This is a genomic window from Azospirillum humicireducens (assembly GCF_001639105.2).
In the GTDB taxonomy this organism is placed as follows: Bacteria; Pseudomonadota; Alphaproteobacteria; order Azospirillales; family Azospirillaceae; genus Azospirillum; species Azospirillum humicireducens.
This window is the reverse complement of sequence record NZ_CP015285.1, coordinates 2,224,749-2,238,168: the sequence shown is the minus strand read 5'-3', so window position 1 is coordinate 2,238,168 and position 13,420 is coordinate 2,224,749. Positions and strand designations below refer to the sequence as shown.

Below are 13,420 nucleotides of genomic sequence, written 5' to 3'. Positions count from 1 at the left end.
GCGGCGGCGCAAAGGGCGATGATCTGAATACCTAATTATGTGCAAGGGGTTGGAGAGCCCGAGAGCGGTCAGCCCTTGCGCGCCCGTGGATGGGCGTTGCGGTAGACGTTCATCAACTGCTCGTTCTCCACATCCGTATAACGCTGGGTCGTGGACAGCGACGCGTGGCCGAGCAGGTCCTGGATGGCGCGCAGGTCGCCGCCATCCGCCAACAGGTGGGTTGCGAAACTATGCCGCAGGGCGTGCGGGGTGGCGCTGTCGGGCATCCCCATCAGGGTACGCAGCTTCTGCATTTGGTGTTGGGCGACGCTGGCATTCAGCCGGCCGCCGCGGGTGCCGACGAACAGCGGGCCGTCGGGGACCAGGGTGAAGGGGCAACTGTCGAGATAGGCGCGCACGGCCTCCGTCACCGCCGGCAGAACCGGGATCATGCGGTCCTTGCGGCCCTTGCCGGTGACGCGCAGCGTGTCGCCCAGCGGCGCGTCCTTGCGCGCCAGTCCCAGGGCTTCGGAGATGCGCAGACCGCAGCCGTAGAGCAGGGTGAACAGGGCACGGTCGCGCTTGCCGATCCAGGGCTCCTCGCGGTCGCGTTCGGCCTCCTCCAGCAGGCGGTCGGCGTCGATCACGGTCAGCGGGCGCGGGGCGGGGCGCTTGACCTTCGGGGTCGCCAGCGTTGCGACGGCGGGGTTGTGCAGCCGACCGCTGCGGTCCAGCCAGCGGAACAGGTTGCGCACCGCCGCCAGCTTGCGCGCCCGGCTGGCCCCGACCAGCCCGTCCATCGCCAGCCTGGACATCCAGGCGCGGAAATCCGCCGCCTTCAGGTCGCCCAGATCGTTGAGCGAGGGCGGGGAGCCGCCGCGGAATTCGGTGAGGAAGCGCAGGAACTCGCCCACATCGGCGGTGTAGGCCGACAGGGTGTGGCGGGAGACCGCCTTTTCGCTTTCCATCCAGCGCCGCCAGTGGGCGAGCACGTCCTGGACGTCCGGCTTGGCGGAAAAACCCAAACTTGGCGTGCCGGGAACAGGGTCGGTCACGCCGGCAGTTCCAGCCAGCCGCGGATCACCCGCTCGATCACGCGGGCGAGGAAACCGACCAGTTCGGTGCCCTGGCCGCTGTGAAAGGTGTCGGGTTCGCGGCTGCCGAAGGCGAGCAGCCCGTCGGGCGTCTCGCTGGAGACCTGGATGCGGATCAGCGCCTCCGACCGGACGAGGCCGGCGCCGGGGCCGTAGATCTCGGGATCGCCCTGGATGTCGGTGTTCAGCACCACGTCGGCGCGGCCCAGCCGGTCGGCGATGGCGCCCGGTTCCACCACCCGCACGCCGGAGCGGTGGACATGGGGGATGTCGCTGCCGTTGGATTCGATGACCAGACAGGCGACATCGAGGTCGAGCAGGACCGCGAGGTCGGTGGTGATGGTCTGGATCAGCTGCTCGAAGCTCTGGGCATCGAGCAGGAACAGGACGGCGGCATGGATGCGGTTCTGGCTGTTCAGGTTGGCCCGGCTGGTGCCGATCAGCTCGCGCTGCTGGTCCTTGAGGGTGCGGACCTCGGCGCGCAGCCGGTCGACCATGAAGGCCTGGAGGTCCACCACCCCCCGCCCGCGGTCGAGCGACGGCGGGGTCAGGTGGTGGACCAGATCGGCGTTCTGGGCCAGGAAGTCCGGGTGGCTCCGCAGATAGGCGCGCACATCCTCCGAAGAGAGTGTCGACGTCCGGTGCGGGCTGTGACCCGGTTCGCGGCCCCTGTCGGCCATGATCGCTCCGGCCCGCCTTACAGGATCGACTGGCCGGTCTTCTTCCAGTCCTCGACGAACTGGGAGAGACCCTTGTCGGTCAGCGGGTGGTTGAACAGCTGCTTCAGCACCGACGCCGGGGCGGTCACGACATGGGCGCCCAGGCGGGCGGCCTTGACGATGTGCATCGGGTTGCGGATCGAGGCGACCAGAACCTCGGTCTTGAAGGCGTCGTAATTGTTATAGATCTCGCAGATGTCCTTGATGATGCCCATGCCGTCCTGGCCGATGTCGTCCAGCCGGCCGACGAAGGGCGACACGAAGCTGGCGCCGGCCTTGGCCGCCAGGATCGCCTGGGCGGGGGAGAAGCACAGCGTGACGTTGACCATCGTCCCTTCGGACGAGATGATCTTGCAGACCTTCAGGCCGGCCGGGGTCAGCGGCACCTTCACCGCGACGCGGTGGGAGATCTTGGCGATCTTGTGGGCCTCGGCGAGCATGGTTTCGAAGTCGGTGGACGCCACCTCGGCGCTGACCGGACCGTTGACGACGTCGCAAATCTCGGCCACGAGGTCGAGGAATTGACGGCCGGACTTGGCGATCAGGGAGGGGTTGGTGGTAACACCGTCCAGCAGACCGGTATCGGCCAGATCGCGGATCTCGGCGATGTCGGCGGTGTCGACGAAGAACTTCATGACGAAGGGTCCATGCTTGCTGATGTTGACCGGAACCGGCCGCGCCGGAAAGCTGACCGACGCGCCGTCCCGCCCGGTGCCCGGGACATGAGGCCACTCTAGCCGATGCGTTCGACTTCCGCCAGTTCCGCCCCGGGCCTTCAGGGGGATCTTCTTGGGGACGTGCCCGAAACAGGGCAACCCGAAGGCGATTTTGCGCGCGAAACCGGCGATGTGCCGGCAAAGCCGCAGCTTCGCGGCCCGGACCGCCGCGTCGCCGTTCTGCTGCCGCTGCCCTTGCGCGAGGCTTACGACTACCGCGTTCCGGACGGGATGGAGCTTGTCCCCGGTGACTTCGTCGAGGTGCCGCTGGGGCCGCGCCGGATGATCGGTGTCGTCTGGGGACCGGGCGGCGGGACGCTGGACGCCGGCCGGCTGAAGGCGGTGGTCCGCCGGTTCGACGTGCCGCCGATGACGGAGGTCGGGCGCCGCTTCGTCGACTGGGTCGCCGCCTACACCATGACGCCGCCGGGATTCGTCCTGCGCATGGCGGTCAGCGTGCCGGCGGCGCTGGAGCCGCCCAAGCCGATGCTGGCCTATCTGCGCAAGCAGGGGGCCGAGCCTCCGCCCGGTTTCAAGATGACCGATCCGCGCAAACGCATCCTGGCCTTGCTGGAGGATGGGCCTCCCCGCACGCCTGCCGAATTGGCCGACGAGGCCGGCTGCGGCGTCACCGTGGTGCGCGGGCTGGCGGAGGCCGGGCTGCTGGAGCCGGTGATGCTGCACCCGACGCGGCTCGGCCGGCCGGACTGGCAGCGTCCCGGCCCCACCCTGTCCGCCGACCAGCGGGCGGCGGCCGACGATCTGCGTGAACGGGTCGCGTCGGGCCGCTACTCCACCGTACTGCTCGACGGCGTCACCGGGTCGGGCAAGACGGAGGTGTATTACGAGGCGATCTCCGCGGCGTTGGAACAGGGCAAACAGGCGCTGGTGCTGCTGCCGGAGATCGCGCTGTCGGCGCAATGGCTCGACCGCTTCGCCCGCCGCTTCGGCGCGCCGCCGGCCGAATGGCATTCCGAACTGACCGGGGCGCAGCGGCGCGACACCTGGCGCGCGGTGTCGAAGGGAGAGGTGCCGGTGGTGGTCGGCGCACGCTCTGCCCTGTTCCTGCCCTATCCCGATTTGGGCGTCATCATCGTCGATGAGGAGCACGACTCCGCCTACAAGCAGGAGGAGGGGGCGATCTACCATGCCCGCGACATGGCGGTGGCGCGGGCGCATCTGGGCGGGCTGCCGATCGTGCTGGTCTCCGCCACGCCGTCGCTGGAGACCAAGGTCAACGCCGACAGCCACCGCTATGCCCGCATCGCCCTGCCGGCCCGCCATGGCGGTGCGGTGCTGCCCGATGTCGAGCTGGTCGACCTGCGGCGCGACCGTCCGCCCGCCCGGCACTGGTTGGCGCCCAGCCTGCGCAAGGCGCTGACCGACACGCTGGCCGGCGGCGAGCAGGCGATGCTGTTCCTGAACCGCCGCGGCTATGCCCCGCTGACCCTGTGCCGGGCCTGTGGCCACCGCATGCAATGCCCGAACTGCACGGCGTGGCTGGTCGAGCACCGGCTCGCCCGCAAGCTGCAATGCCATCATTGCGGCCTGCAGCAGCCCTTGCCCCATGCCTGCCCGGAGTGCGGCGAGGAAGGCACGATGGCCGCTTGCGGTCCCGGCGTGGAGCGCATCGCCGAGGAGGTGGCGGAGCTGTTCCCCGAGGCCCGCGCCGCCATCATGGCGTCCGACACCCTGCACGGCCCGCGCGCCATCCAGGAAATGGTGGAGAGCATCGGCCGGCACGAGCTGGACATCATCATCGGCACCCAGGTGATGGCGAAGGGCCACCATTTCCCGATGCTGACCCTGGTCGGGGTGGTCGATGCCGACCTTGGCCTCAACGGCGGCGATTTGCGGGCGGCGGAGCGCACCTATCAGCTGCTGCATCAGGTGGCCGGGCGTGCCGGGCGCGGCGAGCGGCCGGGACGGGTGATGCTGCAGACCTACATGCCCGAGCATCCGGTGATGCAGGCTCTGGCCGCCGGCGACCGCGACGGCTTCTACCAGCTGGAAGCGGAGATGCGGCTGGAGGCCGGCATGCCGCCCTTCGGCCGGCTGGCCGCACTGATCGTGTCGGGTGAGGATCCGACGCTGGTGGAGCGGGTGGCGATGGCGCTGGGCCGTGCCGCCCCGCGCAGCGACGACGTGCATGTGCTGGGGCCGGCACCGGCGCCGCTGGCCCTGCTGCGCGGGCGGCACCGCCGCCGCCTGCTGCTGAAGGCGCCGCGCAGCACCCAGGTGCAGCCCGTGATCGCTGAGTGGCTGGAGCGGGTGGAAATTCCGCCGGCCATCCGGGTGCAGATCGATGTCGACCCCTACAGCTTCCTTTAGACGTCCTTGGTGCAGCCCGGCGAGACTGCGGCGAATTGACACGAAGCGCTCGCCGGGACGGTCGGACATGGCACCTGTGACGTTTGGCCCATTGCGCGGCGGCGGGCATGGTACTACCACGGCCGGGATGGTTCCGAACCGAAGCATCGCTCCCGGACCCCAAAACCACAGGCACTGGTTCAGGCTGATGGCCGGCATGATCTCCAAGCTTCGTCTGCGCGTGCAGCGCCAAACCCTGCTGACCGTGCTGCCGGTTCTGCTGCTGCTGGTGGTCATCGCCTTCGCCGCAGGTGCGCCGGCTTACACCCGCGGCACCGATGCCGAGGCGCTGACCATGATCGACCGCGCCCAGCACATGCTGGAGCGGGTCGGTCCGGAGGGAGCCGCGGAAGCCTTTGCCGGCCATGATAGCGCTTTCATCGACCGCGACCTCTATCCGATGCTGCTCGACGACAAGGGGGTGATGATCGCCCATGGCTGGACCGCGACGCTCAACGGGTCGGACCTCCGGGATTTGCGCGACGTCGACGGCAAGCCCTTCATCCGCGAGGCGCTGGCCGGGGTGGAGCGCGACGGACGCACGGACGTCACCTATCAATGGATCGATCCGCTGAGCGGGCAGGTCGCGCGCAAGACGATGCACGCCCGCCGTCTGGTGCTGAACGGCAAGCCCTACATGTTGGCTGTGGGTGTCTACCGGTAAGGCGGGGACGGATCGGACGGGAGTTGCGGTTCGACCGTGGAACCTGTGCGGCATCCCGCTGCACGTCACTTTTTTACATGGTGGAATTCAGGAGCCTGCCTACGGAGGGGCGGGCCGGGGCATCCGGCGATCACGGAGTCCGCGGGCGGCGCGGGCGCCAGATCGACAGGCATTCGGCGGCGCTGTCGCCGGACCCGATGCCGTACCAGCCGGATCGGTCGTGGAAGGACAGGCTGTAGCGCCCCTTGGCGTCGCGCTCGAAGCGGAAGACCGGACGGTCCACCTCTGGCAGAAGCACCAGCAGGCGGTCATGGTTGCGGCCCGACTCGCGCAGCACGCCGGCCCAGTGACCCTGGCTCAGCTTGGGTTCGGCGACCGCGGCGAAGGCGTCCAGGTCTTCCGGGGTGAAGCGGGCGCGGCAGAACGGGATGATGATCGACCGCCGGGTTCCGGAGTCGGCATCGGCGATCGCAAGGGTGTCGGCACCGTGATCGGCACCAGGATCGGACGTCGGCAGGATGGTCATGGCGGCAGGGCCCCTGGTCTCTCCGGACCGGCCTCCAGCGCGGCGAAACGACCGGAAACGGTGGCGGTTCGGCCGGCTGGGCGGTTCGGTCCGACCGTGGATCAGATTGGTTAACCTTGAATTAAGCCGAGATTGGGGCCACATCGAAGTCACAGCCGGTATGACCAGTCGAGCGCGACTCGAGTCATTGGCGAACGCAGTTGCGACCAATGATTCCGCAGTTGCTCAAAACGCCGCAGTCAAATTGTCCAGACCCCGTTGCGTAGGCGCGATTCCTGTGATATTGGACCGCTCGCTTTCGCGGCCGGGGTGTTTGTGCCTCGGGTTGACACCCTATAAGGCCGCCGAATTCACCGTCTACCGAACTCAATTCGAGGGATCAGGTGGCATCCGAAGGAACAGGCGTATCCGAACTCGCCGCGCGTTATTCCACCGCGCTGTTCGAGCTTGCGGACGAAAACCAGGCGTTGGACACGGTCGCGAGCGATCTGACCACGCTGAAGCAGATCCTGGCCGAGAGCGCTGACCTCCGTCGCCTCGTCCGCAGCCCCGTCATCAGCCGCGCCGATCAGGGCAAGGCCATGGCCGCTGTCCTGGACAGCGCCGGCGTGTCCGATCTGACCAAGCGCTTCATCGGGCTGGTGGCGGCCAACCGCCGCCTGTTCTCGATCGACGGGATGATCGAAGGCTTCCTGGCCGAACTGGCCCGGCGCCGCGGCGAGGTCACGGCGCAGGTCACGACTGCCCAGCCGCTGAACGACGCCCAGCGCGACGCCGTGATCGATGCGCTCAAGGCGTCCATCGGTTCCAAGGTGCTGGTGAACACCTCCGTCGATCCGGAGCTGATCGGCGGCATGATCGTTAAGTTCGGCTCGCGCATGGTCGATACCTCGGTGCGCACGAAGCTGAACAAATTGCAACTCGCCATGAAGGCCTCAGGGGGATCAGTCTGATGGATATCCGCGCCGCAGAAATCTCTGCGATCCTCAAGCAGCAGATCGCGAATTTCGGGACCGAGGCGGATGTCGCCGAGGTTGGTCAGGTTCTGTCGGTGGGTGACGGCGTCGCCCGCGTGCACGGCCTGGACAACGTCCGCGCCGGCGAAATGGTCGAGTTCCCGGGTGGCCTGCAGGGCATGGCGCTGAACCTCGAGACCGACAATGTCGGTATCGTGATCTTCGGCGACGACCGCGGCATCAAGGAAGGCGACACCGTCAAGCGCACCGGCACCATCGTCGACGTTCCGGTCGGCCGTGGCCTGCTGGGCCGCGTCGTGGACGGCCTGGGCAACCCGATCGACGGCAAGGGTCCGCTGGTCAACGTCGAGCGCAAGCGCGTCGAGGTCAAGGCCCCCGGCATCATCCCGCGCAAGTCGGTGCACGAGCCGATGCAGACCGGCCTGAAGGCCGTCGACAGCCTGGTTCCGATCGGGCGCGGCCAGCGCGAGCTGATCATCGGCGACCGTCAGACCGGCAAGACCGCCGTGGTCATCGACACCTTCCTGAACCAGAAGCCGATCAACCAGGGCGACGACGAGAGCAAGAAGCTCTACTGCATCTACGTCGCCGTCGGCCAGAAGCGTTCGACCGTCGCCCAGATCGTCAAGACCCTGGAAGACGCCGGCGCCATGGAATACTCCATCGTCGTCGCCGCCACCGCGTCGGAGCCGGCTCCGCTGCAGTTCCTGGCGCCGTACACCGGCTGCACGATGGGCGAGTATTTCCGTGACAACGGCATGCACGCCCTGATCGTGTACGACGATCTGTCCAAGCAGGCCGTCGCCTACCGTCAGATGTCGCTGCTGCTCCGCCGTCCGCCGGGCCGTGAAGCCTATCCGGGCGACGTGTTCTACCTCCACAGCCGCCTGCTGGAGCGCGCCGCCAAGATGGGCGACGCCCATGGCAACGGCTCGCTGACCGCCCTGCCGGTCATCGAGACCCAGGCCGGCGACGTGTCCGCCTACATCCCGACCAACGTGATCTCGATCACCGACGGTCAGATCTTCCTGGAAACCGGCCTGTTCTATAAGGGCATCCGCCCTGCCATCAACGTCGGTCTGTCGGTGAGCCGCGTCGGCTCCGCCGCCCAGATCAAGGCGATGAAGCAGGTCGCCGGCACCATCAAGATGGAACTCGCGCAGTATCGCGAGATGGCCGCCTTCGCCCAGTTCGCCTCGGACCTCGACGCCTCGACCCAGCGCCTGCTGGCCCGCGGCGCCCGTCTGACCGAGCTGCTGAAGCAGGGCCAGTTCCAGCCGCTGCCGGTTGAAGAGCAGGTCGTGTCGATCTTCGCCGGCGTGAAGGGCTACCTGGACGCCATCAAGGTCGAGGACGTGAACCGCTTCGAGGCCAAGTTCCTGTCGGAAATCCGCGCCAAGGGCGCCGATATCCTGGCGGCGATCCGCACCGACAAGCAGATCACCTCGGCGACCGAAGAGAAGCTGAAGGCTTTCCTCGACGGCTTCGCCAAGGTCTTCGCCTGACCGACCGCGCGCGGGGGCGGGAAACCGTCCCCCACCGTCCTGAAACGACGGTCACGGAACGACCTCGAGCGGAATTGAAGGGCCGGCATGCCTAACCTCAAGGACCTAAAGAACCGGATCTCGAGCGTCCAGTCGACGCGCAAGATCACCTCGGCCATGAAGATGGTCGCGGCCTCCAAGCTGCGCCGCGCTCAGGAGCAGGCGGAAGCCAGCGGTCCCTACGCGGAGCGTATGGGCCGCATGCTGTCGTCGCTGGCCGCCAACGTGCAGGACAGCGGCAACGGCCCGAAGCTGATGACCGGGACGGGCGCCGACAAGGTGCATCTGCTGGTCGTCATCAGCTCCGACCGCGGTCTGTGCGGCGCCTTCAACGGCTCCATCGTCCGTGAGGCCAAGCGTCAGATCACGCGCCTGCAGGGCGAGGGCAAGACCGTCAAGCTGCTGACCGTCGGCCGCAAGGGCCGCGACCAGCTGCGCCGCGAATTCGCCTCGCTGATCGTCGAGAGCTACGAGGATGTCGGTCGCCGCCGGCTCGGCTTCAGCGACGCCGACATGGTGGCGACGAAGGTGCTGGCGATGTTCGACGCCGGCGAGTTCGACGTCTGCTCGGTCATCTTCAACAAGTTCAAGTCGGCGATCTCCCAGATCGTCACGGTTCAGCAGCTCATTCCCTTCGCCGTCGCCACCGAGGCCGCCGAGGCCGCCGGTGCCGAGGCAAAGGCGATGTACGAGTTCGAGCCGGATGAGGAGCAGATCCTCGCCGAACTGCTGCCGCGGAACCTGTCCATCCAGATCTACCGCGCCCTCCTGGAGAGCGCCGCGTCCGAGCAGGGCGCCCGGATGACCGCGATGGACAACGCGACGCGCAACGCCGGCGACATGATCAACAAGCTGACGATCACCTACAACCGGACGCGCCAGGCCTACATCACCAAGGAGCTGATCGAGATCATCTCCGGTGCCGAAGCCCTGTAACGGCCGCATCCGACACGTAGGGCCCAGCCTATTTGCGCCGGCGACGGCATACCGACACTTACCGAGTTCCTAGGGAGCTTTACTCCATGGCCACCACCAATTCTGTCGGCAAGATCACGCAGGTCACGGGCGCCGTCGTGGACGTGCAGTTCGACGGCGACCTGCCGGCGATCCTGAACGCGCTGCACACCCAGAACGACGGCAAGACCCTCGTTCTGGAAGTGGCGCAGCACCTGGGTGAGAGCACGGTCCGCACCATCGCCATGGACAGCACCGACGGTCTGGTGCGTGGCGCCGAGGTGACCGACACCGGCGCGCCGATCGCGGTGCCGGTCGGCCCGGAGACGCTTGGCCGCATCATCAACGTCATCGGCGAGCCGATCGACGAGCGGGGCGCGGTCAACGCCGCCCGCTCGCTGCCGATCCACCGTCAGGCCCCGGACTTCGTCGACCAGTCGACGGACGCCGAAGTGCTGATCACCGGCATCAAGGTCATCGACCTGCTGGCGCCCTACGCCAAGGGCGGCAAGATCGGCCTGTTCGGCGGCGCCGGCGTCGGCAAGACCGTGACGATCATGGAGCTGATCAACAACGTCGCCAAGGCGCACGGCGGCGTGTCGGTGTTCGCCGGCGTGGGTGAGCGTACCCGCGAGGGCAACGACCTCTACCACGAGATGATCGAGTCGGGCGTCATCAAGCTCGACGGCCCGGGCTCCAAGGTGGCCCTGGTGTACGGCCAGATGAACGAGCCGCCGGGCGCCCGCGCCCGCGTCGCGCTGAGCGGCCTGACCCTCGCGGAGTACTTCCGCGACGAGGAAGGCCAGGACGTGCTGTTCTTCGTGGACAACATCTTCCGCTTCACCCAGGCCGGTTCGGAAGTGTCGGCTCTGCTGGGCCGCATCCCGTCGGCGGTGGGTTACCAGCCGACGCTGGGCACCGACATGGGCGCCCTGCAGGAGCGCATCACCTCGACGAAGAAGGGCTCGATCACCTCGGTGCAGGCCATCTACGTGCCCGCCGACGATCTGACCGACCCGGCCCCGGCCGCCTCCTTCGCCCACCTCGACGCCACCACGGTGCTGTCGCGCTCGATCGCCGAAATGGCCATCTTCCCGGCCGTGGACCCGCTCGACTCGACCAGCCGCATCCTCGACCCGCGCGTCGTCGGTGAGGAGCACTACGCGGTCGCCCGTTCGGTGCAGAAGGTTCTGCAGACCTACAAGTCGCTGCAGGACATCATCGCCATCCTGGGCATGGACGAGCTGTCGGAAGAGGACAAGCTGGTCGTCGCCCGCGCCCGCAAGATCCAGCGCTTCCTGTCGCAGCCGTTCCACGTCGCCGAGGTGTTCACCGGCACCCCGGGCGTGCTGGTCCCGCTGGAAGAGACCATCAAGGGCTTCAAGGGCATCGTGAACGGCGACTACGATCACCTGCCGGAGGCCGCCTTCTACATGGTCGGCACCATCGACGAGGCGATCGCCAAGGCCAAGAAGCTGGCCGCTGCCTGATCCCCACCAGGGATCGCGGCATTCCGACCCGACCCCATCGGCCTTGTGACGAGGCGTGAGACGGCCGGGCGGAAATCGACATCAGCACACCCCCTCCCCCCGTCAGCGGGGGAGGGGGTTCCTATGAAGAGGCACCAGGAAACCCATGGCCGATAAAGTCGAATTCGAGCTGGTCTCGCCGGAAAAGCTGCTGAAGTCGCAGCCCGTGGACATGGTCGTGGTGCCGGGTTCGGAAGGCGACTTCGGCGTGCTCGCCGGTCATTCGCCGATGATCTCGACCGTGCGTCCGGGTGTCATCGACGTCTATGAGGGCGACCGCATCGTCGACCGCGTCTTCGTCGCCGGCGGCTTCGCCGAGGTCACCGAGGCCCGCTGCACCGTTCTGGCCGAGGAAGCGGTGGCGCTGACCGACCTGGACCGCGCCGCGGTCGAGAAGCAGATCAAGGATCTGTCCGAGGATCTGGACGACAGCAAGTCGGACGCCGAGCGGGCCGTGGCAGAGTCCAAGCTGGCCGTTGCGCGCGCCAAGCTGGACGCGCTGAGCCAGTCCTCCGCTCACTGAGCGGAAAGGCCTCCGATCCGGGTTCCCCGTGGCGGATGGCGTGCATCTCTTCGGTCGAACGGGCGGCTTGGACTTCCAGGCCGCCCGTTTCCGTTGCGACTTGGTTGCATCGCCGAAAAGACGACTTACATTCGAAGGCCTGAACCGCAAACCCCGCCGCACCCCGACGGCATTGGTGGGGACACGGGAGCAGACCTTACACGATATTGGCCACGGCCGCCGGCAGGGCGGCCCAAAACGAGGCGGCAGAGCGGATCATGGCGCGTGCGCATTGGCGGATCGAAGAGCTTCCCTGGGACCGTTTCGATGCCGGCAGGGTCGATCCCGACCTGGTTCCCCTGATCAAGGCAGCGGCTCTGGTCGAGTTCAACGCAGACGACTACACGGCCTATCTGTGCAACGTCTTCAATGACGATCCGGAATTCCAGGAGGCGGCCCGAGGCTGGGCGGTCGAGGAGGTCCAGCATGGCGAGGCGCTCGGCCGCTGGGCCGAACTGGTCGATCCAACCTTCGATTTCCGCGCCGCGGTCGAGCGCTTCCGTGCCGGCTACCGCGTGCCGATCGACCTGGACGCCTCGGTGCGCGGGTCGCGGACCGGCGAGATGATCGCCCGTTGCATGGTGGAGACCGGCACCAGTTCCTACTATGCCGCCATCGGCGATTCGACCGACGAGCCGGTGCTGAAGGAGATCTGCCGCAACATCGCGGCCGACGAACTGCGCCACTACAAGATCTTTTACACTTATGCCAAGAAGTACCTCGACCGCGAGGGGCTGAACAGGATCCAGCGGCTGAAGGTGGCGCTGTCGCGCATCGGCGAGTCGGAGGATGACGAACTGGCTTACGCCTATTACGCCGCCAACGCCCCGGCCGACGCCCCCTACGAGCACAAGCTCTACAACGCCGCCTACAAGCGCCGTGCTTTCGGCCGGTATCGCCGCAAGCACGTCGACCGTGCCATCGCCATGGTGTTCAAGGCCTGCGGCCTGAAGCCGCACACGCGCCTGTGCAGCGTGGCTTCGCGTGGCGCCTGGTGGTTCATCGACCGACAGGCCCGGAAGCTGGCGGCGCAGGCGGTCTGAGCCATCCGCCAAGCTGGCGGCGGCTCTCCCTTTGGGGTAGCCATTGCGGGATCATAAACCCAAAGAGGGGCCGGAAACATGAAGCTCTATTATAAGCCGGGCGCCTGTTCGCTGTCGCCGCACATCGTTCTGCGCGAGGCCGGGCTGCCTTTCGATCTGGTCAAGGTCGATCTCGTCACCAAGACCCTGCCCGACGGCAGCGACTTCCGCGCGGTGAACCCCAAAGGGCAGGTGCCGACGCTGACGCTCGACGAGGGCGGCATCCTGACCGAGGGGGCGGTGATCGTGCAGTATGTCGCCGACAAGGTGCCGGGCAGCGGTCTGATTCCTGCTGCGGGCACCATCGAGCGCTACCGCGTGCAGGAACTGCTGAACTTCATCGGGTCGGAACTGCACAAGGGTGTCGTCCCGCTGTTTCCGATGCTGAAGGAGGTCGTCTCCGACAACTACCGCGAGTTCGCGGGCAAGGTGCTGGGCGGCAAGCTGGCGGTGCTGAACACGCAGCTGGAGGGCAAGGCCTATCTGACCGGCGACACCTTCACCGTCGCCGATGCTTACGCCTACACGGTGCTGAGCTGGCTGCCGCGGATCGGCTTCGACCTGTCGCCCTTGCCGAATCTGGTTGCCTTCGCCGAGCGGGTTGCCGCCCGTCCTGCGGTGCAGGCGGCCCACGCCGCTGAAGCCCAAGGCTGACAGCCGTCCGTCGGACGAAAAAGGCCCCGTCTCGCTGCGAGACGGGGCCT

Annotated in this window: 13 protein-coding genes; 9 read left to right on the top strand and 4 right to left on the bottom strand. The window is 67.4% G+C overall.

The window, feature by feature from the left end; all coding sequences use genetic code 11:
• Nucleotides 1–68: 68 nt before the first annotated feature.
• From A6A40_RS10430 to fsa, 3 genes are read right to left on the bottom strand one after another with little or no spacing between them, the layout of a single operon-like run.
• Nucleotides 69–1,034, bottom strand: a complete 966-nt coding sequence (locus tag A6A40_RS10430; RefSeq protein ID WP_063635340.1) for a tyrosine recombinase XerC — start codon at nucleotides 1,032–1,034, stop codon at nucleotides 69–71.
• Nucleotides 1,031–1,753, bottom strand: a complete 723-nt coding sequence (locus tag A6A40_RS10425) for a DUF484 family protein (RefSeq protein WP_063635339.1) — start codon at nucleotides 1,751–1,753, stop codon at nucleotides 1,031–1,033. Before A6A40_RS10425 ends, A6A40_RS10430 begins: the two co-directional genes overlap by 4 nt.
• A gap of 17 nt (nucleotides 1,754–1,770) precedes the next feature.
• Nucleotides 1,771–2,427, bottom strand: a complete 657-nt coding sequence (gene fsa / locus A6A40_RS10420) for a fructose-6-phosphate aldolase (RefSeq protein ID WP_063635338.1) — start codon at nucleotides 2,425–2,427, stop codon at nucleotides 1,771–1,773.
• 162 nt (nucleotides 2,428–2,589) lie between these two features.
• Here fsa and A6A40_RS10415 point away from each other — a divergent pair, with 162 nt between their 5' ends.
• Both A6A40_RS10415 and A6A40_RS10410 read left to right on the top strand, forming a co-directional pair.
• On the top strand, nucleotides 2,590–4,839 hold the full coding sequence (locus A6A40_RS10415) for a primosomal protein N' (protein ID WP_236783633.1): 2,250 nt from the start codon (nucleotides 2,590–2,592) through the stop codon (nucleotides 4,837–4,839).
• 196 nt (nucleotides 4,840–5,035) lie between these two features.
• Complete coding sequence (locus tag A6A40_RS10410) at nucleotides 5,036–5,542, top strand: cache domain-containing protein (RefSeq protein WP_236783632.1); 507 nt, start codon at nucleotides 5,036–5,038, stop codon at nucleotides 5,540–5,542.
• A gap of 130 nt (nucleotides 5,543–5,672) precedes the next feature.
• On the opposite strand, the gene A6A40_RS10405 is transcribed toward A6A40_RS10410, so the two are convergent.
• Nucleotides 5,673–6,068: a hypothetical protein gene (locus A6A40_RS10405; protein WP_063635336.1), complete on the bottom strand. Its 396-nt coding sequence runs from the start codon at nucleotides 6,066–6,068 to the stop codon at nucleotides 5,673–5,675.
• A 383-nt stretch (nucleotides 6,069–6,451) separates the two neighbouring features.
• Between A6A40_RS10405 and A6A40_RS10400 the strand changes: the two genes are divergently transcribed.
• From A6A40_RS10400 to gstA, 7 genes are all read left to right on the top strand, one after another.
• The gene (locus A6A40_RS10400) at nucleotides 6,452–7,021 is read left to right on the top strand and encodes a F0F1 ATP synthase subunit delta (protein ID WP_014248785.1); all 570 of its coding nucleotides are present in this window, start codon (nucleotides 6,452–6,454) and stop codon (nucleotides 7,019–7,021) included.
• Complete coding sequence (gene atpA / locus A6A40_RS10395) at nucleotides 7,021–8,550, top strand: F0F1 ATP synthase subunit alpha (protein WP_063635335.1); 1,530 nt, start codon at nucleotides 7,021–7,023, stop codon at nucleotides 8,548–8,550. The genes A6A40_RS10400 and atpA overlap by 1 nt, the downstream gene beginning before the upstream one ends.
• 87 nt (nucleotides 8,551–8,637) lie before the next feature.
• A complete protein-coding gene (locus tag A6A40_RS10390; RefSeq protein WP_063635334.1) occupies nucleotides 8,638–9,525 on the top strand; it encodes a F0F1 ATP synthase subunit gamma in 888 nt (295 codons plus the stop codon).
• An 86-nt stretch (nucleotides 9,526–9,611) separates the two neighbouring features.
• A complete protein-coding gene (atpD, locus tag A6A40_RS10385; protein WP_063635333.1) occupies nucleotides 9,612–11,033 on the top strand; it encodes a F0F1 ATP synthase subunit beta in 1,422 nt (473 codons plus the stop codon).
• A gap of 145 nt (nucleotides 11,034–11,178) precedes the next feature.
• Nucleotides 11,179–11,595 (top strand): F0F1 ATP synthase subunit epsilon, encoded by a 417-nt coding sequence (locus A6A40_RS10380; RefSeq protein ID WP_063635332.1) that lies wholly within the window; start codon nucleotides 11,179–11,181, stop codon nucleotides 11,593–11,595.
• A gap of 257 nt (nucleotides 11,596–11,852) precedes the next feature.
• On the top strand, nucleotides 11,853–12,677 hold the full coding sequence (locus A6A40_RS10375; protein ID WP_063635331.1) for an acyl-ACP desaturase: 825 nt from the start codon (nucleotides 11,853–11,855) through the stop codon (nucleotides 12,675–12,677).
• Nucleotides 12,678–12,755: 78 nt separating this feature from the next.
• A complete protein-coding gene (gstA, locus tag A6A40_RS10370; RefSeq protein WP_063635330.1) occupies nucleotides 12,756–13,370 on the top strand; it encodes a glutathione transferase GstA in 615 nt (204 codons plus the stop codon).
• Nucleotides 13,371–13,420: the final 50 nt, after the last annotated feature.

Coding starts and splice junctions, on each gene's coding strand:
- A6A40_RS10425 (WP_063635339.1), bottom strand. CDS start 1,753: ATGGCCGACAGGGGCCGCGAACCGGGTCACAGCCCGCACCGGACGTCG.
- gstA (WP_063635330.1), top strand. CDS start 12,756: ATGAAGCTCTATTATAAGCCGGGCGCCTGTTCGCTGTCGCCGCACATC.
- A6A40_RS10405 (WP_063635336.1), bottom strand. CDS start 6,068: ATGACCATCCTGCCGACGTCCGATCCTGGTGCCGATCACGGTGCCGAC.
- A6A40_RS10375 (WP_063635331.1), top strand. CDS start 11,853: ATGGCGCGTGCGCATTGGCGGATCGAAGAGCTTCCCTGGGACCGTTTC.
- A6A40_RS10390 (WP_063635334.1), top strand. CDS start 8,638: ATGCCTAACCTCAAGGACCTAAAGAACCGGATCTCGAGCGTCCAGTCG.
- atpD (WP_063635333.1), top strand. CDS start 9,612: ATGGCCACCACCAATTCTGTCGGCAAGATCACGCAGGTCACGGGCGCC.
- fsa (WP_063635338.1), bottom strand. CDS start 2,427: ATGAAGTTCTTCGTCGACACCGCCGACATCGCCGAGATCCGCGATCTG.
- atpA (WP_063635335.1), top strand. CDS start 7,021: ATGGATATCCGCGCCGCAGAAATCTCTGCGATCCTCAAGCAGCAGATC.
- A6A40_RS10380 (WP_063635332.1), top strand. CDS start 11,179: ATGGCCGATAAAGTCGAATTCGAGCTGGTCTCGCCGGAAAAGCTGCTG.
- A6A40_RS10410 (WP_236783632.1), top strand. CDS start 5,036: ATGATCTCCAAGCTTCGTCTGCGCGTGCAGCGCCAAACCCTGCTGACC.